Origin of the sequence: Carnimonas nigrificans ATCC BAA-78, from assembly GCF_000526695.1 — a bacterium.
Taxonomy (GTDB): domain Bacteria; phylum Pseudomonadota; class Gammaproteobacteria; order Pseudomonadales; family Halomonadaceae; genus Carnimonas; species Carnimonas nigrificans.
The window spans coordinates 427,662-452,934 of sequence record NZ_JAGO01000010.1; the positions used below are offsets into that span (position 1 = coordinate 427,662).

The 25,273-nt window shown below is 58.2% G+C and carries 24 protein-coding genes; 18 read left to right on the top strand and 6 right to left on the bottom strand.

Translation table 11 applies throughout. From position 1 onward, the window contains the following. The first annotated feature begins 115 nt into the window (after positions 1-115). Both secD and secF read left to right on the top strand, forming a co-directional pair. Complete coding sequence (gene secD, locus L881_RS0103160; RefSeq protein ID WP_025732267.1) at positions 116-1,960, top strand: protein translocase subunit SecD; 1,845 nt, start codon at positions 116-118, stop codon at positions 1,958-1,960. 10 nt (positions 1,961-1,970) lie between these two features. After that, the gene (gene secF, locus L881_RS0103165) at positions 1,971-2,876 is read left to right on the top strand and encodes a protein translocase subunit SecF (protein ID WP_025732268.1); all 906 of its coding nucleotides are present in this window, start codon (positions 1,971-1,973) and stop codon (positions 2,874-2,876) included. A 257-nt stretch (positions 2,877-3,133) separates the two neighbouring features. Here secF and L881_RS0103170 read toward each other — a convergent pair whose 3' ends face one another. Beyond that, positions 3,134-3,934, bottom strand: coding sequence for an inositol monophosphatase family protein (locus tag L881_RS0103170; RefSeq protein ID WP_025732269.1), 801 nt, complete (start codon positions 3,932-3,934; stop codon positions 3,134-3,136). A gap of 322 nt (positions 3,935-4,256) precedes the next feature. Between L881_RS0103170 and L881_RS0103175 the strand changes: the two genes are divergently transcribed. The 12 genes from L881_RS0103175 to der all read left to right on the top strand — a co-directional run bounded on the left by L881_RS0103175 (position 4,257) and on the right by der (position 16,279). Then, positions 4,257-5,093: an RNA methyltransferase gene (locus tag L881_RS0103175; protein WP_025732270.1), complete on the top strand. Its 837-nt coding sequence runs from the start codon at positions 4,257-4,259 to the stop codon at positions 5,091-5,093. A 330-nt stretch (positions 5,094-5,423) separates the two neighbouring features. Beyond that, a complete protein-coding gene (gene iscR, locus L881_RS0103180; protein WP_025732271.1) occupies positions 5,424-5,900 on the top strand; it encodes a Fe-S cluster assembly transcriptional regulator IscR in 477 nt (158 codons plus the stop codon). Positions 5,901-5,938: 38 nt separating this feature from the next. After that, complete coding sequence (locus L881_RS0103185; RefSeq protein WP_025732272.1) at positions 5,939-7,105, top strand: cysteine desulfurase family protein; 1,167 nt, start codon at positions 5,939-5,941, stop codon at positions 7,103-7,105. A gap of 46 nt (positions 7,106-7,151) precedes the next feature. Further along, positions 7,152-7,478 (top strand): HesB/IscA family protein, encoded by a 327-nt coding sequence (locus tag L881_RS0103190; RefSeq protein ID WP_025732273.1) that lies wholly within the window; start codon positions 7,152-7,154, stop codon positions 7,476-7,478. Between the two features lie 163 nt (positions 7,479-7,641). After that, positions 7,642-8,067: a nucleoside-diphosphate kinase gene (gene ndk / locus L881_RS0103195; protein WP_025732274.1), complete on the top strand. Its 426-nt coding sequence runs from the start codon at positions 7,642-7,644 to the stop codon at positions 8,065-8,067. 87 nt (positions 8,068-8,154) lie between these two features. Continuing rightward, positions 8,155-9,285 (top strand): dual-specificity RNA methyltransferase RlmN, encoded by a 1,131-nt coding sequence (gene rlmN, locus L881_RS0103200; protein ID WP_025732275.1) that lies wholly within the window; start codon positions 8,155-8,157, stop codon positions 9,283-9,285. Between the two features lie 41 nt (positions 9,286-9,326). Then, a complete protein-coding gene (locus L881_RS0103205) occupies positions 9,327-10,067 on the top strand; it encodes a tetratricopeptide repeat protein (protein WP_025732276.1) in 741 nt (246 codons plus the stop codon). A 25-nt stretch (positions 10,068-10,092) separates the two neighbouring features. Continuing rightward, positions 10,093-11,166 carry a RodZ domain-containing protein gene (locus L881_RS0103210; RefSeq protein ID WP_025732277.1) on the top strand — a complete coding sequence of 358 codons (1,074 nt, stop codon included), beginning with the start codon at positions 10,093-10,095 and terminating at the stop codon, positions 11,164-11,166. 123 nt (positions 11,167-11,289) lie between these two features. Beyond that, positions 11,290-12,591, top strand: a complete 1,302-nt coding sequence (gene hisS / locus L881_RS0103215) for a histidine--tRNA ligase (RefSeq protein ID WP_025732278.1) — start codon at positions 11,290-11,292, stop codon at positions 12,589-12,591. A gap of 114 nt (positions 12,592-12,705) precedes the next feature. Further along, positions 12,706-13,377 carry a YfgM family protein gene (locus tag L881_RS0103220; protein ID WP_051464773.1) on the top strand — a complete coding sequence of 224 codons (672 nt, stop codon included), beginning with the start codon at positions 12,706-12,708 and terminating at the stop codon, positions 13,375-13,377. After that, positions 13,374-14,534 carry an outer membrane protein assembly factor BamB gene (bamB, locus tag L881_RS0103225; protein ID WP_025732280.1) on the top strand — a complete coding sequence of 387 codons (1,161 nt, stop codon included), beginning with the start codon at positions 13,374-13,376 and terminating at the stop codon, positions 14,532-14,534. Before L881_RS0103220 ends, bamB begins: the two co-directional genes overlap by 4 nt. A gap of 329 nt (positions 14,535-14,863) precedes the next feature. Continuing rightward, the gene (gene der, locus L881_RS0103235; protein ID WP_025732281.1) at positions 14,864-16,279 is read left to right on the top strand and encodes a ribosome biogenesis GTPase Der; all 1,416 of its coding nucleotides are present in this window, start codon (positions 14,864-14,866) and stop codon (positions 16,277-16,279) included. 334 nt (positions 16,280-16,613) lie between these two features. On the opposite strand, the gene L881_RS0103240 is transcribed toward der, so the two are convergent. Together L881_RS0103240 and aroE are read right to left on the bottom strand one after the other, a co-directional pair. Continuing rightward, positions 16,614-17,471: an ATP-binding protein gene (locus L881_RS0103240; RefSeq protein ID WP_025732282.1), complete on the bottom strand. Its 858-nt coding sequence runs from the start codon at positions 17,469-17,471 to the stop codon at positions 16,614-16,616. Between the two features lie 141 nt (positions 17,472-17,612). Next, the gene (gene aroE / locus L881_RS0103245) at positions 17,613-18,431 is read right to left on the bottom strand and encodes a shikimate dehydrogenase (protein ID WP_025732283.1); all 819 of its coding nucleotides are present in this window, start codon (positions 18,429-18,431) and stop codon (positions 17,613-17,615) included. A 305-nt stretch (positions 18,432-18,736) separates the two neighbouring features. Here aroE and L881_RS0103250 point away from each other — a divergent pair, with 305 nt between their 5' ends. Beyond that, on the top strand, positions 18,737-19,222 hold the full coding sequence (locus L881_RS0103250; protein ID WP_084055379.1) for a DinB family protein: 486 nt from the start codon (positions 18,737-18,739) through the stop codon (positions 19,220-19,222). 13 nt (positions 19,223-19,235) lie between these two features. Here the strand turns inward: L881_RS0103250 and hemF are convergent, their stop codons facing one another. The 3 genes from hemF to dprA are packed head-to-tail and all read right to left on the bottom strand — an operon-like array spanning position 19,236 to position 21,947. Next, the gene (hemF, locus tag L881_RS0103255; protein WP_025732285.1) at positions 19,236-20,177 is read right to left on the bottom strand and encodes an oxygen-dependent coproporphyrinogen oxidase; all 942 of its coding nucleotides are present in this window, start codon (positions 20,175-20,177) and stop codon (positions 19,236-19,238) included. Positions 20,178-20,225: 48 nt separating this feature from the next. Next, complete coding sequence (tsaC, locus tag L881_RS0103260; protein WP_025732286.1) at positions 20,226-20,804, bottom strand: L-threonylcarbamoyladenylate synthase type 1 TsaC; 579 nt, start codon at positions 20,802-20,804, stop codon at positions 20,226-20,228. Between the two features lie 60 nt (positions 20,805-20,864). Continuing rightward, positions 20,865-21,947 (bottom strand): DNA-processing protein DprA, encoded by a 1,083-nt coding sequence (gene dprA / locus L881_RS0103265; protein ID WP_025732287.1) that lies wholly within the window; start codon positions 21,945-21,947, stop codon positions 20,865-20,867. Between the two features lie 335 nt (positions 21,948-22,282). Here dprA and def point away from each other — a divergent pair, with 335 nt between their 5' ends. From def to rsmB, 3 genes are all read left to right on the top strand, one after another. After that, positions 22,283-22,789, top strand: a complete 507-nt coding sequence (def, locus tag L881_RS0103270; protein WP_025732288.1) for a peptide deformylase — start codon at positions 22,283-22,285, stop codon at positions 22,787-22,789. Between the two features lie 111 nt (positions 22,790-22,900). After that, positions 22,901-23,875, top strand: coding sequence for a methionyl-tRNA formyltransferase (fmt, locus tag L881_RS0103275; protein WP_025732289.1), 975 nt, complete (start codon positions 22,901-22,903; stop codon positions 23,873-23,875). Then, on the top strand, positions 23,875-25,218 hold the full coding sequence (gene rsmB / locus L881_RS0103280) for a 16S rRNA (cytosine(967)-C(5))-methyltransferase RsmB (protein WP_025732290.1): 1,344 nt from the start codon (positions 23,875-23,877) through the stop codon (positions 25,216-25,218). Before fmt ends, rsmB begins: the two co-directional genes overlap by 1 nt. Positions 25,219-25,273 lie beyond the last annotated feature (55 nt).

Genomic DNA, 25,273 nt, shown 5'->3' on the forward strand with positions numbered 1-25,273 from the left:
AGCGGGCATCAACCTTAACCAAGGTACGGCGCGACTTCCTCATCAATGCTTTGCAGCGAGACGAGGAAGCGCGCCGGTTTGATAACCTCTTCTCAGCAACCAGGACCTCGCCTCGATGCTGAATCGTTACCCCCTATGGAAGTATCTGCTGATACTTGTCATTGTCGTGGTCGGCGCCGTCTATGCGCTGCCCAATCTCTATCCCGAGCAACCCGCTGTCCAGATCAGCCGTGATCGCGGTGCCTCTGTCACCCAATCCGATCTTGATACCGCCTCCTCAGCACTGAGGGAAGCGGGGCTGTCCGCTATCAGCAGCAATATAGAAGAGAGCGGTACAGGGCTGATTCGTCTCGATGACATCAACCAGCAGCTCAAGGCACGCAACGTGATCGCCGGCGCGCTTGGCGACGGCTACACCACGGCGCTTAACCTCGCTGACAATACGCCGAACTGGCTGCGCGCGATTGGCGCTGCACCGCTCAAGCTGGGTCTCGACCTGCGTGGCGGCGTGCACTTCCTGCTCGAAGTCGATATGAACGGTGCGGTTGAGCAGCGCCTTGGCAGCACTTCCAGTGCGATTCGCCAAACGCTGCGCGATGAGCATATTCGCTATCGCGACAACAGCGTTAACGGCAACCAGATCAGCTTTACCTTTGCCGGTGGCGAAGATCGCCAGCGCGCAATGCAGCTGATTCAATCGCAGTTCCAGGGCTACAACCTGAGCACCGAGGATCGTGGACGCGCCGCCATTCTGCACATGAGCATGACGGACACTGCGGTACGTGAGCTTGAGGATTACGCGGTCAACCAGAACCTGACCACCCTGCGTAACCGTGTGAACGAGCTAGGCGTCTCCGAGCCGCTGGTACAGCGCCAAGGGGCCAACCGTATCGTGGTCGAGCTACCGGGCGTGCAGGATACAGCGGCTGCCAAGCGCATCGTTGGCGCTACTGCCAACCTTGAGTTCCGTCTGGAAGCTTCTCCCAGCACTTCAGCGGAAGATCAGGAAGCCATCGCCTTCCGTAATGATCCTGAGCGTCAGGCCGCGGTAATGCGCGATGTCATCATTACCGGTGACCGTGTTTCCAACGCCAGCCGTTCGTTCGATGAAAACGGTCGCCCGCAGGTGAACATCAACCTCGACGGCACCGGCGGTTCGCTGATGAACCGCGCCACACGCACCAATATCGGTCGCGCGATGGCCGTGGTCTTCATTGAGCACCGAGCTGATGCGCCCAAGCCGGGCGAGCCTGAAGATGCGCCGCGCCGTACGCATACCGAACGCGGCATCATCAGTCTTGCGACCATTCAGTCGGCGCTTGGCAACCAGTTCCGTATTACCGGCCTGAGTTCGCCCAATGAAGCACAGGAGCTGTCGCTGCTGCTGAGATCCGGTTCGCTGGCGGCCCCGATCTACTTCGCGGAAGAACGCACCATCGGCCCAAGCCTGGGACAGTCCAACATTGATGCCGGTGTTACCTCGGTACTGGTTGCCCTGGTGCTGCTGCTGGTCTTCATGCTGCTGCGCTACCGCGCCTTTGGCCTTATCGCGGCTGTCGGACTGTTCGTTAACCTGGTCCTGATCCTGTCGATCATGTCGCTGATGGGCGCCACCATGACGCTACCAGGCATCGCCGGTATCGTGCTGACGCTGGCCATGGCCGTCGATGGCAACGTGCTGATCTTCGAGCGTATTCGAGAAGAGCTGCGTACCGGCATGAGCATTCAGCAGGCGGTACATGCGGGCTATGATCGCGCCTTTACGTCGATCATCGACTCCCAGCTCACGACCCTGCTGGTGGGCGTTATCCTGTTCTCGATCGGCACAGGTCCGGTACAGGGCTTCGCTGTTACGCTCTCGATCGGGATCGTGACCTCGATCTTCACCGCCGTGAACGTCAGCCGCGCCTTGACCAATCTGGCGATTGGCAAACGCTCGCTGAAGAAACTTTGGATCTGAGGACAACGCGATGAAACTGATTAACTTCATGGGCATGCGCCGCATCGCCTATGTCATCTCGATAGTGCTGGCCGTCATTTCCATTGGTTCGCTGGCCTACAAGCACCTGAACCTTGGCCTCGATTTCACTGGCGGCACACAGGTCGAGATTCACTACGACACTGCCCCCAACGTTGACAGCGTGCGTCAGACACTGGACGACGCGGGCTATCAGAACGTCTCGGTACAAACCTTTGGCGATCAGAGCGAGCTGCTGGTCAGGCTGCAAAACAACTTCACCAACAACCTGGGCGACACCATTGTTCAGCAGCTGTCGGAGCATGGCGAAAATCCGAGGCTGGTACGCTCGGACTTCGTTGGCGCTCAGGTAGGCGATCAATTGCGCGATCAGGGCGGGCTTGGCCTGCTGGTGGCTGTTATCGGTATCGTGATCTACCTGGCGATCCGCTTTCAGTTCAAGTTCGCGATAGGCGCAGTGGTAGCCCTGCTCCACGACGTGCTGATCGTGCTGGGTATCTTCTCGCTGTTCGGTCTTGAGTTTAACCTCACCGTGATGGCCGCCATTCTTGCGGTGCTGGGTTACTCACTCAACGACACCATCGTGGTATATGACCGTATCCGTGAGAACATTCAGAAGTCGCGCAGCAACGATGTCATTCGCCTGTGCAACGACGCTATCAACCAGACCCTGGCACGTACCATCGCCACCTCGGGTACTACGGTGATCGTGCTGGTCGCACTGCTGCTGATGGGCGGTGACATGCTGCACAACTTCTCCATCGCACTTCTGCTGGGTATTGTGCTGGGCACCTTCTCCTCGATCTATGTGGCAGCGGCGCTGCTGGTACTGCTGAACCTCAAGCGCAGCGACCTGATTTCAGGAAGACACCAGGCGCTGGATGACGGCATGCCCTAAGCGGCTCCGGTAACATCCCTTACCCCGAGTAATCGCTGATTGCTCGGGGTTTTTTATGCTGATGTTATAAGCCCCATCTTTAATGAAGTCTTCCCTTCCCTGATAGCTCTTCCTTTCCTCTATCCTTGAAGGAGATCCTTCCTGCTTTCAGCAAAGCCCCACGCCTGAGCACATCACAGCCGCCCACTCCCCCCCAACTTCCCGACATAAAAAAACCGCCTCCCGAAGGAGACGGCTTTCATGACTGACATTACCGCTTAGCTGCGCAGCGCAGGCCCAACCAACTGAGCCAGCGGGCGGAACAGGCGCTGACCACACGCCATCACGACCTGCTCCGGCGCTACCTGCGGCGAACCGTCAGGCTGACTCATCAGAGCACCGCTCTCTTTGAGCAGCAGCGACGCTACCTGAAGATCGTGGGAATCAAGCCCCATCGCGAAGGCGGAATCAACCTGCCCTATCGCCAGTTCAGCCAGATCAAGCAGTGCGCAGCCGCTGGCGCGCATGACTTCAACTTCACTGCCCAGCGCCGTTACCAGCCGAGTGTAGGTCTCGAGATATTTGGTACGCATCCAGCGCTCGGGCAGCCCCAGCGCTACACGCGAGCCAGCCATGGAGGTAATCGACGGCGCACGCACGCGACGCTGATTGAACTGCACGCCGCGACCGCGGCTGGCAATATATTCGTTTTCAGCAAAGGGAGAGATAACAACGACGTGCTCTGGCCGCCCCTGATACAGGCAGACCAGCGACATGGCCCAGGCAGTGGAACCGGCGGCGAGGTTGGAATAGCCATGCAGCAGCTCGATGCGCCACTCGTAATCCTTGCCATCGCCCTGCCCTTTGCGAGCAGGAATGTAGCGGCCAACCATGCCGTGATTGGGGTAGCCACGACTGAACTTGCGCGCGATATCCTGTTCACAGTAACGAGCAGTATCTTCGAGCAGGTTATCAATCAAGCGATCCTGACGCGCGATATCAATTTTATCGCGAATTCGAAAGAAGTTTTCCTGCGCATTACGCAGCGCACGGAGCGCGAATTCAACCATCGGTTGCATAGCATTTCCATCCACAAAAGAGGCGTGTTGGCACACTGAATAGTTCAGCGCACACCACCGGCCAGCCTGTTAAAGAGCGAGCACTGCACCTTGCTGCTGTAGATATCAAGCAACAAATGAAAAAGTGCAGTGGAAACAATGAATTGACGATGCGGCAAACAAACGCTCGTGTGAGCGTGCCGCGAGGGAGCGAGATTATAGCAGTCCAATGCCGCGCATACCATGGTCCACGCTTCCGTTCGTGGTAACCTAGCGCTTTTGATCATGGCTCAGAGGCACTCACCGCCTCGCGGCTTACCGCGCAATACCGGAGGCGCTCCCCGTGTTATCCCCTTCTGACAACGACACTACATGGCTTTCCCGCATCAGAATTGTACTGGTAGGCACCAGCCACCCGGGCAATGTGGGCGGTGCCGTGCGCGCCATGAAAACCATGGGCCTCAGCCAGCTCGCTCTGGTAGCGCCACGCTGTGATCCCTATACGTCAGAGGCGGTCGCGCGCGCGTCAGGGGCCGATGAACTGATCCAGGCCGCGCAGCGCTTCGACTCTCTGGAAGAAGCACTGGCCGACTGTAGCTGGGTAGTGGGATGCAGCGCACGTACTCGCACCATGCCGTGGCCGATGATTACGCCGCGACGCTTTTCCTTGCAGCTGGAAGAGGAAGTTGCACGCGCCGCGCAAGAGAGCCAGATCGCGATCGTGTTCGGTCGGGAAGATAGCGGCCTGACCAATGAGGAACTCGCGCGCTGCAACACCCATGTCCACATTCCCACTTCCAGCAGCTTCGGTTCGCTCAACCTTGCCGCTGCGGTGCAGTTAATGGCCTATGAATCCCGCCAGGCATGGCTTGAGGCAACTGGCGACAGCGAGGCAACAGCACTGAGTGATCGCCAGAACGAAGCAGCGGCTCTTCAGCAATCAATGCAAAATGTCGAGTGGGATAACCCCTTGGCGTCACACGCTGACGTAGAGCGTTTACTGGAACATTTCGAACATACGTTAATCGCAACAGGATTCCACGATCCCGAGCATCCGCGTCAGTTGATGGCGCGTTTGCGCCGTTTGTTACTCAGAGCCCGCCTCGATAGCATGGAAACCAACATTTTACGCGGCATTCTATCCAGCGTAGACAAGCTGACCCGCCCCTCCAATAGTTGACTGTTTTTGTCAGAAATGACAATAATGCGCCATAGCGTAAGTGCCACCGGCTCCCGGTCAGGTGGCACCCAATACGTCCGCCGCATCTGACCCTAGCGCCATTTTCATGGCCGTGAGCGTCCGCTACGAAGGCAGCCTGTTCAACGACAGAGTGCGCCACCGCATCCTTCACTATCTTCCAGGCATCTTCGCGTTCCTCACCAGGCGCTGGTCATCCGTTGGATGTGCCAACTCAGTGCGGCATAACGTCACCCTTTCGCTGTCAATCCTATGTTCATCTACGTTTAAAAGTAACAATATTCCAATAACCGCTCCCACCGGACGATACTTATGCGCCTCACTACAAAAGGCAGATACGCCGTGACCGCGATGCTTGACCTGGCCATCAATGCTGAAAATGGCCCCGTAAGCCTTGCTGAAATTTCAAAACGCCAGGAAATCTCTCTCTCCTATCTGGAACAACTCTTCGCACGACTGCGCCGCAACGACCTCGTGAGCAGCGTGAGAGGCCCCGGTGGTGGCTATCGCCTGCAAGGTGATCCTGCGGGCATCTCCATCGCAAAAATCATCGACTCGGTCAACGAATCCATTGATGTAACGCGCTGTGAAGGACGGGGAGATTGCCAGCACGGCAATACCTGTCTGACGCACCACCTGTGGTGTGATCTATCGGACGCTCTCTACAGCTTCCTTGATAACATCACCATCAGGGATCTGCTCAATCGCCGGGATATTCAGGAAGTGGCAGCGCGCCAGCGCGGCGGTACGCTGAACGACAGCCTGATCTTTTTCAGCGAAGGGGCGTAGACTCTCCTTCACTCAACATCAATCGCAGTGGATTTCCCATGTCACTTCCCGCAACGCCCATTTACATGGACTACGCCGCCACCACCCCTGTCGATCCACGAGTAGCACAGGAGATGGCGCGCTATCTGGGGCTGGATGGCACCTTTGCCAATCCGGCCTCGCGTAGTCATATGCTGGGATGGCTGGCAGAGCAGGCGGTGGAAGGCGCTCGTCGCCAGGTGGCTGACCTGATCCATGCCGATCCCCGCGAGATTGTCTGGACATCAGGCGCCACCGAGGCTGACAACCTGGCGCTTATCGGCTTCATGCGCGCGAACAGGGCACGCGGTCGCCACCTGATTACCTCATGCATTGAGCACAAGGCCATTCTCGATACCGCGGCCAGCCTTGAGCAGGAAGGTTTTGAGGTAACCCTGCTCTCCCCTGATCGCAACGGTCGTATTACGCCTGAACAGCTAAGCCGCGCACTACGCCCCGACACGATACTGGTATCATTGATGGCGGTGAACAACGAGACTGGCAGCCGCAACGATATTGATGCTCTGGGCCGCGTTGCCCATGAGCACGGCGCAGCCTTTCACGTTGATGCGGCGCAGGCGGCAGGCAAGATCCCGCTGAATGTCGAAACGCAGCCCATCGACCTGCTCTCGCTATCGGCCCACAAGGTGTACGGCCCGAAGGGGATCGGCGCGCTGTACGTGCGGCGCGGTACTCAGGTGGCACCGCTTATTCACGGCGGCGGCCATGAGCGCGGTATGCGCTCGGGCACCCTGCCTACGCACCAGATTGTAGGCATGGGCACCGCCTTCGCCCTCGCCAGGGCCGAACGCGAACAGGATAACCGGCATATCGCAACCCTGCGCACTCGTCTGGTAGCAAAACTTGAGGGGCTGCCCGGCCTTCATTTCAGCATTGAAGAAGGATACGGCGTTGCCAATATCCTCAGTGTGGGCTTTGACGATGTGGATGGACAAGCGCTGCTGATGGAGATGCGCTCACTGGCGACAGCCAGCGGTTCTGCCTGCAACTCGGCAGATGTGGCGCCCTCTTATGTACTCAAGGCGCTCGGCATTCCTTCATCACGCGCTCTTGCCACCCTGCGCCTGAGCCTGGGCAGGTTCTCAAGCGAACAAGATGTCGACGGAGCCGCCGATATTATTACCACGACCCTGACACGCTTACGCTCTATCAAGTCCCCAGCGTAATCAGGTCGATTACTACCTTTATTGCTTTACCGGCAGGAGTTTTCCAATGGCCCATATCAGTATCAGCGAGGCCGCCGCTCATCAAATTCAGCATGTGCTTGCCGAGCGCGGCAGCGGCATTGGCTTGCGTGTAGGCATCAAGCCAAGCGGATGTTCAGGCTATGCCTATGTGCTTGATATCGCTGACAAAGCGGGCGCAGATGACCACCAGTTCGAACAGCACGGCGCTACCGTGGTCATTGATAGTGAGGCGCTGGCAGTCATGGATGGCACCGAGGTGGACTACATCAACGAGGGGCTGAACAAGCTGTTCAAGTTCAATAACCCCAATGTGAAGGATGAGTGCGGCTGCGGCGAGAGCTTCAGCGTTTAACCTCTGCCATATGCAAGCGGGGGCGCAAGCGATTATACTATTGCGCCTTGAACATTCGCTCTTTGCGCCAGCGTTTCTGTTGATAAGGTACGTTAGGCGTAACAGACCTTTTATGTCGCCGGCACAGCGCTGGTGGCGTTCATTTAGCTTAATTGGAGCCAACATGGCCATCGAACGCACTCTTTCCATCGTTAAACCCGACGCCGTTGCCAAAAACGTGGTGGGTGAAATCTACTCCCGCTTCGAAAAGGCCGGCCTGAAAATCGCTGCTGCCAAATTCGTTCACCTGTCTCGCGCACAGGCTGAAGGTTTCTACGCTGAGCACAAAGAGCGTCCCTTCTTCAACGATCTGGTTGAATTCATGACCTCTGGCCCGGTAATGGTACAGGTACTGGAAGGCGAAGGCGCTGTCCTGAAAAACCGTGAGCTGATGGGCGCTACCAACCCCAAGGAAGCGGAAGCAGGCACCATCCGTGCTGACTTCGCCAGCTCCATCGACGCCAATGCCGTACACGGCTCTGACGCTGTTGAGTCTGCCAAACGTGAAATCAGCTACTTCTTCGCTGAAGTTGACGTTTACGCACGCTAAGCGCCAACGGCATGACTCTGCCTGCCACACATCTGCTGTGGCGGGCATTCGTGTTTCCACCCTCTTTAAAGTAACGTTGCCGACACCATGACACCGCACACCGACAGCATGGAAACATCACCGGTCAACCTTCTCGGCCTTTCACGACAGGAGATGGAGCATTTCTTCGTCGAACTGGGTGAGAAGAAGTTCCGTGCGCCTCAGGTAATCAAATGGATTCACCAGGAAGGCGTCACTGATTTCCAGCAGATGTCGAACCTTTCCAAGGCTCTGCGCGAGCGGCTTGAAAAGGTAGCTGTTGTGCGCCCGCCCGAGATTGCCTATGAAGGCGTATCGAAGGACGGTACACGCAAGTGGGTTGTCGAGGCGGAAGGCGGTAGCCTGATCGAGATGGTGCTGATTCCTGCCGATAACGGCAGACGTACCCTGTGCGTCTCCTCTCAGGTAGGCTGCTCGCTCGATTGCAGCTTCTGCTCGACCGGCAAGCAAGGGTTTGCCCGCAATCTGACCGCCGCCGAAATTATCGGTCAGGTCTGGATTGCTTCTCACTCAGAGGCAACCTACGAGGATGGCCGCAAGCCCGTCACCAACGTGGTGATGATGGGCATGGGCGAACCTCTGATGAACTTCAATCCCGTAGTATCGGCCATGAAGCTGATGCTCGACGACAACGCCTATGGAATTTCAAAACGGCGTGTCACGCTTTCCACTTCCGGGCTGGTGCCGAAAATCGACCAGCTTGGCGACGAAATTGATGTCAGCCTAGCAATATCGCTGCACGCTCCCAACGACGAGCTGCGCAACGAGCTGGTGCCGCTGAATCGCAAATACAACATCGAAACCCTGCTGAATGCCTGTCGGCGCTACCTCGACAAATGCCCCGACGCGCGCATGTTGACAGTAGAGTACACCTTGATGGCCGGTGTTAATGACCAGCAGCATCACGCCACTCAACTGGCAGAACGGCTGGGCGACATTCCGTGCAAGATCAACCTGATTCCCTTCAATCCGTTCCCCGGATCAGGCTATGAGAAGCCTTCGCGCAATCAGGTCATGCGCTTCCAGCAATGGCTGTTCGAGCTGGGCCACAAGGCACCGGTCAGGGTAACGCGTGGTGATGATATTGATGCTGCCTGCGGCCAGCTGGTAGGGCGGGTCAAGGATAAAACCCGTCGGCAGCAGCGCTATATCCAAACCCTGTCGATTGATGCCAGCTAAGCCAGCACTGGATTTGCTCCCTACCTTATAAGGTTAACGCCATGAACACTCACCTACGCCGCGCAGCCATCTCCGCCCTGGTTATTCTGGGAGTGCTGCTGGGTGGGTGTGCCTCCTGGTCATCGTCCAATAATGACCAAGAGTCCGCTGATGCCTACACTGAGCTGGGCATGGGCTATCTGGCCAAGGGGCAGGCTGACAAGGCTCATACGGCACTGAGCAAGGCGCTTGCCAAGCGCAGCAATGATGCAGCCGCCCTGCATGGCATGGCGTTGCTGGAACAGCGCGAAGGCAATGTTCAGGCATCAGCCGAGTACTATCAGCGCACCCTCAGTGCGCTGGCGAACGTCAAATCCGGTTCTGACAACACTGCCGTCAGCTTGCCGCAAGTGCAAAACAACTACGCGTCACTGCTCTTCGAGCAAGGCGATGCGCCGGGAGCCTGTGCCCAGCTTGCCCAGGCTACCGAAGATACGCACTATTCAGGGCGAGCAGGCGTGCTGGTCAACCTTTCCCAATGCAGGCTCATGACGGGCGACAAGGACAGTGCCCGCCAGGCGCTTGCAGAAGCCCAACGGCTCGCACCGCACCAGCCAACCGTTATCATTGCGGTCGCTTATCAGAAACTGGAAGATGGTGATATCGCAGGTTCAAGAGCTTACCTGACGCGCTATCAACAGCTAGCGGGCGACGGCAGCCGCGAAGCCCAGCTGCTTGACGCCGCGCTTGCACGCAAAGAGCAGCAGACGTCAGCAAGCGACACTCAAACACACAATCATTAACCGCGACCATCAAAAGGACTTCGGAATGAGCGAACAGCCACCTACCGCGGAATCCCAGCCCACCTCGCCCACAGCCGGCGAAATGCTGCGCAGTGCCAGGGAGCGCAAAGGGTGGGGACTGGAGCGAGCGGCAGCTCAGCTTAATCTGCGCCCGAGCCTGGTCAACGGTCTGGAAACCGAAGAGTACGATCAACTGCGTATTCCTGCCTATCGTCGCGGATACCTGCGCGCCTACGCGCGTCTGCTGGAAATCAGCCCGGAAGCCGTGCTGAAGGCTCACGACGCGACCCACGGTACCGGTGAAGAGCCTATGCGCCCTTCATCACCGATCAAGCCTATCAAGCGCCCCAGCAAGCTGGGAAAATTCGCTTTCCGTCTGATTAGCCTGATTGTGCTGGTGGTGCTGATTGCGGTCACCGTACTATGGTGGCGCAGCCACAGCGGTTCTGATTTCAGCGCTCAACAGGACAACAGCACCTCTTCCTCACAGCTTGCGCTCGATAACGAGCAGCCCTCCTCCGATGCAGGCAATAACGCTGAGGAAAGCCCTTCGTCGAGCAATGCTGCGTCCGATGATTCGGCCTCCCAGAATGCCGATGCCGCCAGCGACGATAGCCAGAACGATACTTCTACCGATAACACCACTGCCCAGCAGGATACTTCGGGTAACAGCCTGCAAATGGATGTGGGTCAGGGCGTCGATGGTGCCAAGATGACGGCCAGCGAAGCCGAAGCGATGGGCCGCCGTGCTCAAGAGCAGCAGAGCAGCGATACCGCCACTAACGCCTCGACAGAGAGTGCCAGCAACAGCGCCGCCGCCAGCGAGGGTGAACAGGCCAGCGCTGCCAGCGGCAGCAACAGCATTGCGTTAACCTTCCAGCAAGAGTCGTGGACGCGCATTACCGATGCTTCCGGTCAGCGCGTGCTGGACGGCCTGCAGAGAGCGGGTAGTCAGCAAACCATCAACGGCACCCCACCCTTCCGGCTGGTGATCGGCAACTCATCGCATGTGAGCGTTAACTATAACGGGCAGGCGGTTGATCTCGGCAACCATTCACGCGGTGGTCAGGTGGCTCGACTTACCCTCGGCAACCCATAGATCAACGCGTTACTCCCCACCCTCACGTCAGGATGGGGAGTGGCCCTTGAGCGAGCGCATTCCCGCGCCGGGGCCAACTGTTAAATATCTCAATATCTGGAATACTACCCGCCCAGCTGGCCAATTTCGGAGTCGATAGTGAGCAAGTTACAAGGCCTTCGTGGCATGAACGATCTACTGCCTGAACAATCTTCCAAGTGGCAGTACGTAGAAGCGACCTTCAAGCAGATTCTTGCTCGGTACGGATACAACGAAATCCGTACCCCGGTACTTGAAGATACGTCCCTCTTCAGACGCTCCATCGGTGAAGCGACCGATGTAGTGGAAAAAGAGATGTATACCTTCGATGACCGCAATGGTGAGAGCGTTACCCTGCGTCCTGAGTTTACCGCCGGTGTTGTCCGTTCGGTGATCGAGCATAGTCTTGCCCACAACCAGACCCAGCGTCTGTGGACCATGGGCCAGGTTTTCCGCTACGAGAGACCGCAAAAGGGCCGCTATCGCCAGTTCCACCAGCTTAGTGTCGAAATATTCAACCTCGCCGGGCCGGATATTGATGCCGAGCTGATTCTGCTCTCCGCCCGACTGCTGCGCGAGCTGGGGCTTTCCGATCAGGTAACGCTTGAGCTTAATTCCCTCGGCACTCCCGAAGCACGCGCCCACTATCGCAACCTGCTGGTAGAGTATCTGACCCAGCACCAGGACGTGCTTGATGAAGACTCTCAACGGCGCTTGACCACCAACCCGCTGCGAATACTCGATTCGAAAAATCCCGATATGGCCGAGATGCTGGCGGGAGCGCCTCGCCTGCTTGACCATCTCGACGATGAATCGCGCGCGCACTTCGACTATCTCAAGGATCGCCTGACGGCGCTCGGCATCTCCTTCCGAATCAATACTCGGCTGGTGCGCGGCCTCGACTATTACAGCCGCACCGTATTCGAGTGGACCACGACCGCACTGGGCAGTCAGGGCACCGTCTGCGGCGGTGGCCGCTACGACGGCATGGTGGAGCAGCTCGGTGGCAAGCACGTTCCCGCGATAGGCTTTGGCCTGGGAATCGAGCGTTTGGTGCTGCTACTTGAAACACTCGACCTGTTTCCTGATACCATCAGCAGCACTGTGGATGTCTACCTGACGGCGGTTGGCCCTCAGGCTGAACAGCTCGCTCTGCCGCTGGCTGAGCAATTGCGCGATCAGCTCCCCGAGCTGCGCCTACAGTTGCACTGCGGCGGCGGTAGCTTCAAAAGCCAAATTAAAAAGGCCGACCGTAGCGGTGCTCGCGTCGCCCTGCTGTTAGGCGAAGACGAAAGCGCCAACGGCGCCATTGGTATCAAGTTCCTTCGTGAAGAGCGCGATCAGGAGCAGGTATCACAGGCGCAGCTCAGCGAGCGTCTGGCGGTACTGTTTGAAGCAGCACAGTAATAGATACGATGCCGAGCCATATCATGCGATCAGCAGCCCCATGGCATGCTGCTACCGCTTCATCATGACGCTCGGCAACGTCGCAACAGCGAAACGCTAACAGGAGACAACTGCGTGGCGCGAGATATCAAAGATATAGACCTTGAAGATGAACAGTCCGATGCGTTCATCGCGTGGTGGAAACGCAACGGGGTATCGTTGATTGCTGGCGTGTTGCTGGCCGTCGCAGCCATTCTGGGATGGAATGCGTGGCAGCAGCACAAAAGCAACCAGGCTGCTACTGCCTCCCAGACGTATGACCAGTTGATGGAGCTGACCAGCGACTTCACCAAGCTCTCGGACACGCAGCGCAGCCAGGTATCGCAGCTGGCTGACAGTCTGGCCGACGACCATGGCAACACACTGTACGCTGACTTTGGCCGCCTGATTCAGGCGCGCGTAGCGGTGGATGCCGGCGATACCGGCACCGCAGCGGCCAGCCTTCAGCAGCTGATTGCCAACGCACACGATGACTTCCTGAAACAGGTAGCCACCATCAATCTGGCACGTATTCAGATTGATCGGGAAGATTATGACAATGCGCTGAAAACGCTCGATATCGACATGCCCGACGAGCTGAAGGCGCAGCAGCTTTCGGTTCGCGGCGATGCGCTGGTAGGACTGCAACGTCTTGCTGATGCTCGCAAGGCTTATCAGGCCGCTCTCGATACTGCAAAAGCGCAGCAGATGCCGGACTACGGCATCAGGCTCAAGCTTGATGATATTGCTCCCCAGGAGGCTTCATGAAATTGCGTTCTTCCCTCCGCACGGCCGCATGTGCGCTTTCAGTGTCAGCATTTCTGGCAGGCTGCGGCGGTGGCGTGAAACCGGACCCAGCGCCCAAGCCACTGACCGACATTCAGCAGACCGTCGCGCTCCAGACTCTCTGGAATCACGGTATCGGTAATCTTGGCCGCGCACGTAACCATATTGAGCCAGCCCTCGATAGCGGCATACTCTACGCGGTCAATGCCAAGGGCGAGCTGACAGCCGTTGACGCCGAAACGGGCAAGGTTCAATGGGAGCACCAGTTGCATGTACCGGTCTCTACCGGCGTTAGCGTCAGCAATGGCCGTCTGTTTGTAGGCACGGCCAAGGGTGAAGTGCTGGCGGTCAGCATCAGCGACGGCAGCGTCGTATGGCGTACTCAGGTCGCCAGTGCAGTCGCCAGCACGCCTCAGGCCAACAGCAATCTGGTAGTCGTGCAGAGTGTCGATGGCACCCTGACTGCACTCGACAAGCTGTCGGGCAACCAGCAGTGGCTTTACGCCTCACAGCAGCCGTCACTGACGCTGCACGGCAACCCCACGCCACGCACCATTGATCCTGTCACCTTCGCAGGCTTTGCCAATGGTCAGGTCGCGCTGTTCGACAACCGCTCGGGCGAGATGATGTGGAGCGCGCGCGTCGGATCTCCTGAAGGCAGCAACGCGGTGCAGCAAATGAACGATGTGGTTGCCCAGCCGGTGCTGACAGAAGATGGACGTCTTTATGCTTCCGGCTATAACGGCAGCCTGATCGCGGTCAATGTGCGTTCAGGGCAGCCGCTGTGGGAGCACGACGAATCGAGCTACCGCACTCCTCTGCTGGAAGGCAATACGCTCTACACCGTCGATGCGAAGAGCCATGTGCACGCCTTTGACGCAATGAGCGGCCAGCAGGTCTGGGAAAACAGCGACCTTGAAGGACGCAACCTAACCGCGCCTGCCTATGTTAATGGGCAGTTGGCAATGGGTGACTTCGAAGGCTACGTGCATCTGCTGGACGCTACCAGCGGCAAGATTGATGGCCGCGACAGCCTCGGAGGCGACGGCATCGGTATTACTCCGATAAGTGATGGCAACACCTTCTATGTGCTGACCTTCTCCGGCAAGCTGGTGGCTTACCGGGCCGGTGCTCAGTAAACGCAGCACGCTGTTCCGTCACACCTGACAAGGGGCGCTTCGAGCGCCCCTTCTGCTTGCTGGCCGATGCCCCACTGACAACTTTCGTGTTTACGCCAGCATATCAAGGGCAAACCTACGCTTTTCATGCCCGATGTCGGCTGCCAAACAACACAGCAGTGAAAAGCCGCTATGGAAATCTTCCATAGTTCGCTACCATTGCAGCACTTTCACCTGCGTGCTACCGACAAGGCCGATACATGGCCTCCATGAGCTTCCAAGGCTCTCGCGCCACGCAGTGATTACCCTATTTTGCGCACTATCATGCGTATGCTTTGTTGAGTTTGTTTATGAACCCCGTTATTGCCCTGGTCGGTCGCCCTAATGTCGGCAAATCGACGCTTTTCAACCGATTGACGCGCTCCCGCGATGCCATAGTGGCGGACTTTGCGGGCCTGACGCGCGACCGTCAGTATGGCAACGGCCAGCTGGGGGACAAGCCCTTTACCGTGATTGATACCGGCGGTATCAGCGGTGATGAGCGCGGTATCGACGCTGCCATGGCCGAACAGTCGCTGCTGGCGATAGATGAAGCGGATATTGTGCTGTTTCTGGTCGATGCTCGAAGCGGCCTGACCCCCACTGATGAAGCCATCGCTCGCCACCTGCGTATCAATCAGAAAAAGACCTGGCTGGTGGTCAACAAGACCGACGGCCTGCCTGAAGAAACCGCGACTACCGAGTTCTATGCGCTGGGCATGGGTGAGCCTTGCCCCATCGCGGCATCACACGGGCGCAACGTTACCCAATTGATCGAGCTGGTGCTGGAGCCTTTCCCTGAGGTGGATGAAGGCGATATTCACCCTGAACTGGATGACCAGGGTATCCGTATCGGTGTGGTCGGGCGTCCCAACGTGGGCAAGTCAACGCTAGTTAACCGTTTGCTCGGCGAAGAGCGCGTGGTGGTGTTCGATCAGGCAGGAACCACTCGCGACGCCATCGAAATTCCATTCGAGCGGCGCGGACGTCCCTATGTGCTGGTCGATACTGCCGGTATTCGGCGGCGCAAGAACGTTAGTGAAATCGCTGAAAAGTTCTCGATCATCAAGACCCTCGACGCCATCAAAAGCTGCAACGTCGCGATTATGGTGCTGGACGCGCGTAGCGGTCTGGTCGAACAGGATCTTCACCTGCTCGATTATGTGCTGAATACTGGCCGTGCGCTGGTGATTGCCGTCAACAAGTGGGACGGTCTTGAGCAGGAAGCCCGAGAGAAAATGCGCTCTGAAATTAAACGCCGTCTGGGCTTTGCCGATTACGCTGACATGCACTTCATCTCGGCACTGCATGGCACCGCGGTGGGGGATCTCTACCCTTCCCTGGAACGTGCCTACAAGAGCGCCACTGCGCGCTGGTCAACCAACCGTCTGACCACGCTCTTGAAAGATGCCGTGAGTGAGCACCAGCCTCCGATGATTAACGGACGCCGCATTCGCCTTAAAATGGCGCACCAGGGGGGCAATAACCCACCCCTGATCATTGTGCACGGCAACCAGATCAATCGTCTTCCCGAAGCCTATAAGCGCTACCTGATCAACACCTTCCGCAAGGTGCTAAAGGTCAAGGGCACCCCGTTGCGCTTTGAATTTCGCGGTGGCGACAACCCCTTCGATCGCAGCAGCGATGCCAATGATCGCGAGAAATCCAAGGCTCGTCAGCTGGCTAAAACCCGCGAAAGTCGAGAAAGTCGCCGCAACCGTCGTTAGGGTACGCTATTCGCCGGTGCCACCGAAGCAACCGCGCCCCGCCTGATAGTGAGCCGGGCGCGTGTTCTTTCCCGAATGGAAGAATACCATCAGCGCCTGAGCTGCAACGCCTCTGGTGGGGTCAATAAGGCCCGATACGGCACCGGAACCAATGCTTGCTATTCACGTTGGCAACCATTCGCATAGCACAGCGCATCAATTCAACGCATAGATATTCTGGCACGCCCGTGCTCAATACAGAAAACGCCCGTTTACCAGATATCGTAAACGGGCGTTTTTCATGAAGAGTAACAGGCCAGCTCTTCCAAACCGCTTTTAAGGTAACGGTATAACGCTAGGCGTTAGCGTCAGCTCCAGCCCACTGGCAGGCAAATTGCCACGCCGCCCTGCCGCTTCTCACCCCGCGCAGCGTGGCATAGCGCAACGCTTCAGTGCGCGCCTGCTCTGACCACTGGCTGCCCAGATACGAGACCCAATGCTCACAGGCAGCCACAAAGTTATCCTGATTGAAGGCGTGGAATGCCAGCCAGACACCGAAACGGTCAGAGAGCGATATTTTCTCTTCAACGGCATCACCATGATGCAGCTCACCATCCACGATGTGGGTCGCCTGATTGTCCGCTGAACTCTCCGGCAGCAGGTGACGGCGGTTGGAAGTAGCGTAAATCAGCACGTTTTCAGGCGGTCCGGTCAGGGTGCCATCCAGCACGCTTTTCAGCGCTTTATAGGCATCGTCACTGCCTTCAAAGGAGAGATCATCACAGTAGACGATAAAGCGCTGCGGTACATCACGCAGACGTGCGACCAGACCAGGCAAGCCAATCAGATCATAGCGATCCACCTGAATCAGGCGCAGCCCCTGATCGTGGAAGTCATTGAGCAAAGCGCGAATAATCGACGATTTTCCGGTTCCACGAGCGCCCCATAGCAGCGCATGGTTGGCCGGTTTGCCCGCAAGAAATGCTCGGGTGTTATCTACCAGCTGCTTTTTTTGGCGCTCAATCCCCACCAGATCACTCAGGCTGACATCATCACGCGGTGCCACCGGCACCAGCTGCCCACCCGCCAGCGGATGCCGCTCCCACAGCGCCGCTATATCCTTCGTCCAGTCAACATCGCTGCGCTCGGGGGGCAGCAGCGGCTCGATACGCGTCAGAAGCTCCAGCAAACGCGCACTCAACGTCTCATTCATGTTTCACCCGTTATTTTGTTTATACAGCGGCAGTCATCAGAGCTGTAGGCAGGCGTTGCCCTGCATCAGCGCGTCGCTGCCGCACCTCTCTCATTGCAGTGTGTCTCACGCGGTGAAGAACAGCGGCCGCGCCACGAACCGTTAAGCCGACAACTGCTGACGCAACTGGGCCAGCACCGGCTCGGGATCAGGGCTTTTGCCCAGCCAGACGCGAAACGACTCCGCAGCCTGCCCCACCAGCATGCCCAGGCCATCGGCGCTATGGCCGCCTTGCTCGCTGGCCCAGCGCATAAACGCCGTCGGCTTTGCAGCATAAACCATATCATAGCCCCAGCCATTGGCCGCCAGAGAGACGTTACCCAACGCAGGAAGCTCATCCGACAGGCTGGCACTGGTGCCGTTGATCACAAGATCAAAGGACTCGTCAAGCGCGTCGGGAGCCACTGCTTCGATAGTGCCCATATCGGCAAACTCACTGGCAAGCTGCTCGCCCCGCGCTACTGTGCGGTTGGCGATCACCACACGCTGCGGCTGCTGCGCCAGCAACGGGGCCAGCACTCCACGCACAGCGCCGCCGGCACCGAGAATGGCAATGTTGGCTCCCGCGAGATTAATGCCCAACCTTTTTAGATCACTGACCAAGCCTTCGCCGTCGGTGTTATCACCATAAAGAGCGCCATCATCGGCTCGTTTCAGGGTATTGATGGCGCCCGCGCGCTTCGCTCTGTCAGATACCTGGTGGGCAAGCTTCAATGCCTCCTTCTTGAAGGGCACCGTTACATTGGCGCCACTTCCCCCTTCGGCAAGAAACGCCGCCACACTGTCAGCAAAACCATCAAGGGGGGCCTCACGCTTTTCATAACGCAGGTCGAGACCGAATTGACGCGCAAAGGCGAGGTGGATCTCCGGAGAGCGCGAGTGATGAATGGGGTGGCCAAAGACGCAATACAACAGCGACACAAGAACTCCTTTAAATAAAGACAGTCTTCCAAACCGCAGAGAAAAAAGCTGCCGGGCATGCACTATCAGGGCAATGCGGGATGCTTGAAATTACCGTGGCCTGCCTTAATCACCTATGAGTGACACGGTAGCCTGATCGTAACGCATTCGTTAAGCCCGCTTTGCAGTAGCTTTTCGATCTCTCGATAGGTTACCTTGTGGGAACACTACTAAAGTGACATATCGTGACACCAGGATACTGCCATTACGCGACATTAACCGGCTAATCGCACGCATCTTACAACTTCAGGGTATATCAACCATCCATGATTGCAGACTCTCTACGTTCACTCATCACTTATCACGAATGGGCTACCCAGCGTATGTTGGGGGCTTGTATGGAGGTCAGCGAGGGCGACTATCGTCGAGATCTGGGGCTGGACCACGGGTCGATCCACGACATGTTGAACTATCAGCTCAACATCGAGCGCCGCTGGATGGGCAGCTATCTGAACGACCACAGTGATGCCTCGGAAGTTACCATCACAGGGCGTGACAGCCTCGCAGCCGCGCTACGCGGGCAGTGCCGCAAATGGCGTGAGCTGGCAGCAGGGCTTGATGACACACAGCTGGATGGAATGACCAAAACGGTAGGAACAACCGGCATCAAGTGTGAGCTGACTCACGCCGAGCTGCTGTTTGAGGTGATTAATTTCGGGGTACTCCAACGCGGCAAGCTGACCTATGCCGTGACCTGGCTCGGAGTGCCCGACCCCGAGACCGATTTCATCTCCTACCGTAGCTCCCCTTGAGCGAAGCAGGCGTTCAGCTATTACGCAGATCAAGCCAATCGCGCGGAGTAAGGTACGCGGCCAGCTCTGCCTCGCGTGAGCCGGGTTCAACCGTATAATTGTAGGTCCAGTTGGCCTGCGGTGGCATCGACATCAGGATTGATTCCGTGCGCCCGCCGCTTTGCAGCCCAAACAGCGTGCCTCTGTCCCATACCAGGTTGAACTCAACATAGCGCCCGCGCCGATGCGCCTGGAACAACCGCTCCCGCTCTCCGAAATCGAGCGTTTTACGCCGCTCGACAATGGGAATATAGGCAGGCAGGAAGGCGTTGCCCACCGAACGCATCAGGGCGAAACTCTGCTCGAAGCCCAGTTCGTTGAAATCATCGAAGAAAAGCCCGCCGATGCCACGGGTCTCATTGCGGTGCTTGAGGGTAAAGTAGTGATCGCACCACGCCTTGAAGCGCGGGTAGATATCGTCGCCGAATGCAGCACAGGCGTCATGTGCGGTCTGGTGCCAGTGCACGGCGTCCTCTTCAAAGGGGTAATAGGGCGTCAGGTCGATACCGCCACCGAACCACCATACCGGTGGCTCACCCTCTTTTTCGGCGATGAAGAAGCGCACATTACCATGAGAGGTGGGAACGAAAGGGTTACGCGGATGGATAACCCAGGAGACGCCCATTGCGGTAAAGTTGCGCCCGGCCAGCTCAGGGCGGGCAGCTGACGCAGACGCAGGCAGCTGCTCACCATGCACATGTGAAAAGTTGACACCGCCCTTCTCAAGTACATCGCCATCGCTGATGACTCGCGTGCGCCCACCACCGCCCCCTTCGCGCTGCCACTCCTCTTCAATGAAATCGGCCACGCTATCCTGCGCGGCAATGCCTTCACAAAGGCGATCCTGAAAATCCTTCAGGAAGTGCTCTACCTGACGCAGCATATCGTGGGAGGAGAGTTCAGAGTGAATGGTCATTGTATTGCCTGCCAGACGCCCTATGGCATCGTCGAGTGGGTAAAAAGATCAGTGTTCCGGCCCGCCACGCAGCCAGCGGCCATCAGCGAGATCGCGAATTGTGCTGGGCTCGCGACGGCCGCCCGTAGCGCCTTCCAGTATCAGCGCCAGTTCACTGCCAAATATCTGCTCGACCTGCCGGGCCGTAAGCGCCGATGGCTCATTGGCTCGATTGGCCGAAGTAGAGACGATCGGTCCACCGAAGGCTGTGCAGAGCGCAGCAGTGAGAGGATGATCGGTAACCCGCAGCGCCACCTGCTGATGATTACCGCGCACCAACGGATGCGAACGCCCGTTATCGGGCACTAGCCAGGTATGGGGGCCAGGCCACGATGCCTGCAACTGCTCTCGCTCGGCAGCGCTCACCTCGGTTAACCAGGGCGCTAGCTGCTCAATGGAGGCCGCGATCAGAATCAGTCCCTTGGCAGGGTCGCGCTGTTTCAGCGCCAGCACCTGCCGAAGGGCCGCTTCATTATCTGGATCGCACCCCAGCCCCCACACGCCCTCGGTAGGATAGGCAATCACATCGCCCTGAAGGAGCGTAGCAGCAGCCCTGCTGACATCGGTAGTTGCGTTAGCGCTAGCCATTTCCATGCCTTTTGTAAGGTTATTGTACCGGTCATGTTCATCCGGTCCATACTTTTTTCTTTACCCAACGTTCTTTACCCAGCCGCCCGGTACGCGCAGCACTTTATTGTCAAGCTCCAGCCACTGTAGCTCAAGCTGACACTCTGTGGGGGTTAGCTGGCTACGTGCAGCAATGGTATCCAGCGATAATGCTGTGGCACCAAGCACATCGACGAGTGAATGGCTCGTCTTACCGGATTCATCGGGGGCGTTGGTTACTTCCGGCACCGCCCACTGCTCGGTGGCGTACTCTTCCAGAATATCCGTGGCACAGGTAACCAGCTTGGCCCCCTGCTGGATCAACTCCAGGCAGCCTGCTGCGTTCGGATTTTCCAGTGCGCCGGGCAGTGCGAAAACATCACGGTTCTGCTCAAGCGCCAGCCGTGCGCTGACCAGCGAACCGCTGCGCTGCTTGGCTTCCACCACCAGCACCCCACGGCACAGGCCCGTGATTATACGATTGCGGCGCGGAAAATGTCCTGCCCTGGCGGGTGTACCGGGGCTGAACTCCGAGAGAATCAGGCCATTGCCCGCCACCACCTGCTGGTAAAGTGCCCGGTGGCTGGCGGGATACACCAGATCAATGCCGCACCCTAACACACCGATGGTAGCCCCTGCCGCTTCAAGCGCACCACGATGCGCAGCAGCATCAATACCGCGCGCCAGCCCACTCACGACACACATGCCGGCAGCGGCAAGCTCACGCGCCATCAGCAGTGCATGATGCAGGCCATCAAGCGAGGCGTGGCGGCTGCCGACCATTGCAATCGCCGGCCTGGTCAGGCAATCAGGATTGCCCGAGGCCCATAGCACCATGGGAGGATCATCCAGTTCATCAAGCAGCGGCGACCACGTGGCATGACCAGGGTAGAGAATGGCGCGGCGTAAATTCGTATCTTCCCAGGCAAGCGAAGGCGACAATTGTGCCGTCGCTTGGTCACTCAATAAAAAGCGCAAATAGCTGCGCTGAGCACCGCTCAACTGCTGCATCCACCCTTCAGGCCAGGGGAGCTGCTGCTGACGCAGCCATTTCACCCGCACCGGGCCAAGTTTCGGTAATAGCGACAGCGCGATCCACTCGCGCGCGTTGGTCGGGCAATTCATCACAGCTCCTGTATGCCACCGTGCGGTTTAATTGCGCTGCGTGTCGCACTACAATAGGGCCCACGGCGTTTGCCCGGTGTCGCCCGTTATCGGCACAGCCCAGCAATCCTTTAGCGCGTTTAGCGACCAGCATTGGCCCAATGCCTTCGTGAATGCGCCTTCAGTGTCTTGTTTAACATTCAGGCTGAATACAGCAGCGACATCACCGCTGAGGAGCAGAATGGCATGCCTTGAGCGCCATGTGCTTCCACAGGCGACATGTGCTACTTACTGCCGCGGCTTGCCCCACACGCCTTTATTCATGCGTCTCGACCACATTACCAGCGGACCTTTTCATGGCTCTACTTACCATTCTCGAATATCCAGACGAGCACTTGCGCACCGTCGCCCAACCGGTTACCGACTTCGGTGATCAGCTGCAAACGCTGATCGACGACATGTTCGAGACCATGTATGCCGCTCCCGGCATTGGTCTGGCAGGCGCTCAGGTCGATCAGCACTTGCAGCTGTTTGTGCTCGACGTCAGCGAGCATCAGAATGACCCTCGCGTCTATATCAACCCTGTATGGGAAGCGCTCGACGATGAACGCAAGCAGATGCAGGAAGGCTGTCTGTCGATTCCTGAATACTATGCCGAGGTGCCGCGCGCACTGCGCATCAAGGTGAGCGCCCTCGATCGCCACGGCAAGCCATTCGAGCACGAAGCCGACGGGCTGCTGGCACACTGCATTCAGCACGAAACCGATCACACCAAAGGCGTGCTGTTTATTGATTACCTGTCGCCATTGAAACGCGAGCGCGTTAAGAAGAAGATGCTCAAACGCCATAAAGCCAGCGTTTGATGCTTACAGGGCGCTCTGTGTCGCGCGGTAGTGCACAGCGCCCCTGCTCATCCAGTCACCCAATCCCGCCGGCTACCGGCGTCGATGCTCTCCAGTTCGGACCAACACTTCATGCCCTCTACCTTGCGCGTCGGATTCGCCGGCACCCCTGATTTCGCTGCTGACATACTGGCTGCCCTACTGGCGAGCCAGCATCAGGTGGTGTGCGTTTTCACCCAGCCCGATCGTCCAGCAGGGCGCGGGCGCAAGCCTCAGGCAAGCCCGGTCAAGCAACTGGCAGAACAGCACCAGTTACCGGTACACCAGCCCCTTAAGCTGCGTGATGAAGAGAGTCGTGCGCCCCTGGCAGCCGCCGATCTCGATGTGCTGGTGGTGGCGGCCTATGGGCTGATTCTGCCCGCGGAAGTGCTTGAGCTGCCACGTTTCGGCGCGCTCAACGTGCACGCATCATTGCTACCGCGCTGGCGCGGTGCAGCACCCATTCAGCGCGCTATCGAGCATGGCGACAGCGAAAGCGGTGTCACGATCATGCAGATGGATGAGGGGCTAGACACCGGCGATATGCTGCTGAAAAAGACTGTCCCCATTGATACCACTACCACGGGCGGAAGTCTCCACGATGCGCTGGCGACAGCAGGTGCCGAAGCCATTGTCACCGCACTCAATGAGATCGCGGCCCACCAGCAGAGAATCGCCGGTACACCACAGCCACAGCAAGGCGTAAGCTATGCCGCCAAGCTATCGAAGGCAGAAGCGCTGCTCGACTTCACGGCAGCGGCCAGCGATCTGGCAAGACGCGTGCGCGCCTTCAATCCATGGCCGGTCTGCTGGGCTTACGCAGGCGACAGCACCCTGCGTGTCTGGGAAGCCCACGCTGAACAGTGCAGCTACGCTGCTGCGCCGGGCACCATTCTCAGTGCCGATAGCCACGGTATTCTGGTGGCCTGCGCCGAGGGCGCACTCAGAATCAGCCGCGCCCAGTTACCCGGCACGCGACCGCTGGAAGTCAAAGAGCTGCTCTCAAGCCCCAAACGTGCCGACCTGCTTCCGCAAGGCAGTATGCTTAACGCTCAGGAGGCACACTAATGGCCGCCGTGACTAACCCGCGCGCGGTTGCCGCGCAGCTACTGGTGCCCGTACTTGCCGGAAAAGGCTCTCTGGCGGCCCTCGACACCATGCAAGTGGCAGAGCGCGACAAGAGCCTTGTGAAAGCGCTGTGCTATGGGGTGTGCCGTACCTTGCCTCGCCTCGAAGCGTTAGCGGCGCTGCTGCTGTCACGCGGTTTTAAGTCGCGTGATACCGATGTGCATGCGCTACTGCTGGTCGGCCTTTATCAGCTGCTTTACATGCGCGTGCCCAGCCATGCAGCGGTCAGTGAAACCGCCGGAGCGGCACGTCAGTTGGGCAAGGCGTGGGCCACACGGGTGCTGAACGCCTGCCTGCGGCGCTGCCAGCGAGAGCAGCATGCGCTTGAAGCACAGGTCGATAAAAAGCCTGAAAGCCAGCTATTGCACCCCCAGTGGCTGCATCAGGCACTCCACCGCGCCTGGCCCGAGCAGTTCAACGACATCATTGCAGCGAACAACACACCCGCCCCTATGACGCTGCGAGTCAACCTCGCGCGCAACAGTCGCGAGCACTATCAGCAGCAGCTAACGACAGCGGGGATTGAATCCCGCGGCTGTGACGACTCCCCTTATGGTCTTACCCTTGCCAGCGCCAGCGACGCCACTGCGCTGCCAGGATTCACCGATGGGTTGGTCAGCGTGCAGGATGAAGCCGCTCAGCTGGCGGCGCCGCTGCTACTCGATCCGCTGCTGCGCCGCTCGCCCGACAAACCGCTGTGCGTGCTGGATGCCTGTAGTGCGCCGGGCGGTAAAACCATGCATCTGATTGAGCTGGCCGAGGCTGCGGGGCAGGCGCTTGAAATTATTGCGCTGGACAGTGATCCACATCGCCTTGAGCGAGTGCGCGGCGCAATCGAACGCCTCGCTCCCGGCAGCGCAATCCAGCATCGTGTGATTGCCGCCGACGCAGCGCAGCAGGAGTGGTGGGATGGCATACCCTTCGATGCCATTTTGATCGACGCGCCTTGCTCGGGTACTGGTGTTATTCGTCGCCACCCCGATATCAAACGCCTGCGCACCGCCCGTGATATCGAACAACTGGCACAACTCCAGCAGCGTATTCTCGATAATCTATGGCCACTGCTGCGCGAGAAAGGACGCTTGCTGTACGCCACCTGCTCGGTGATGCCGCAAGAGAACGAAGCACAAGCCGCCGCCTTTGCCGCACGCACCAGCGATGCACAGCTCATCGCGCTGGAAGTCGAATGGGGAATTGCGACCGGCCATGGCCGCCAGCGCTTGCCGCAGCAAGACGGTAGCGATGGTTTCTTCTACGCCCTGTTCGAAAAACAGTCAGCGTAGCTTCCGCTACCACAGTTCAGGCTGGAAAAAACATCGCTCGGCTAACGGCCCCCCC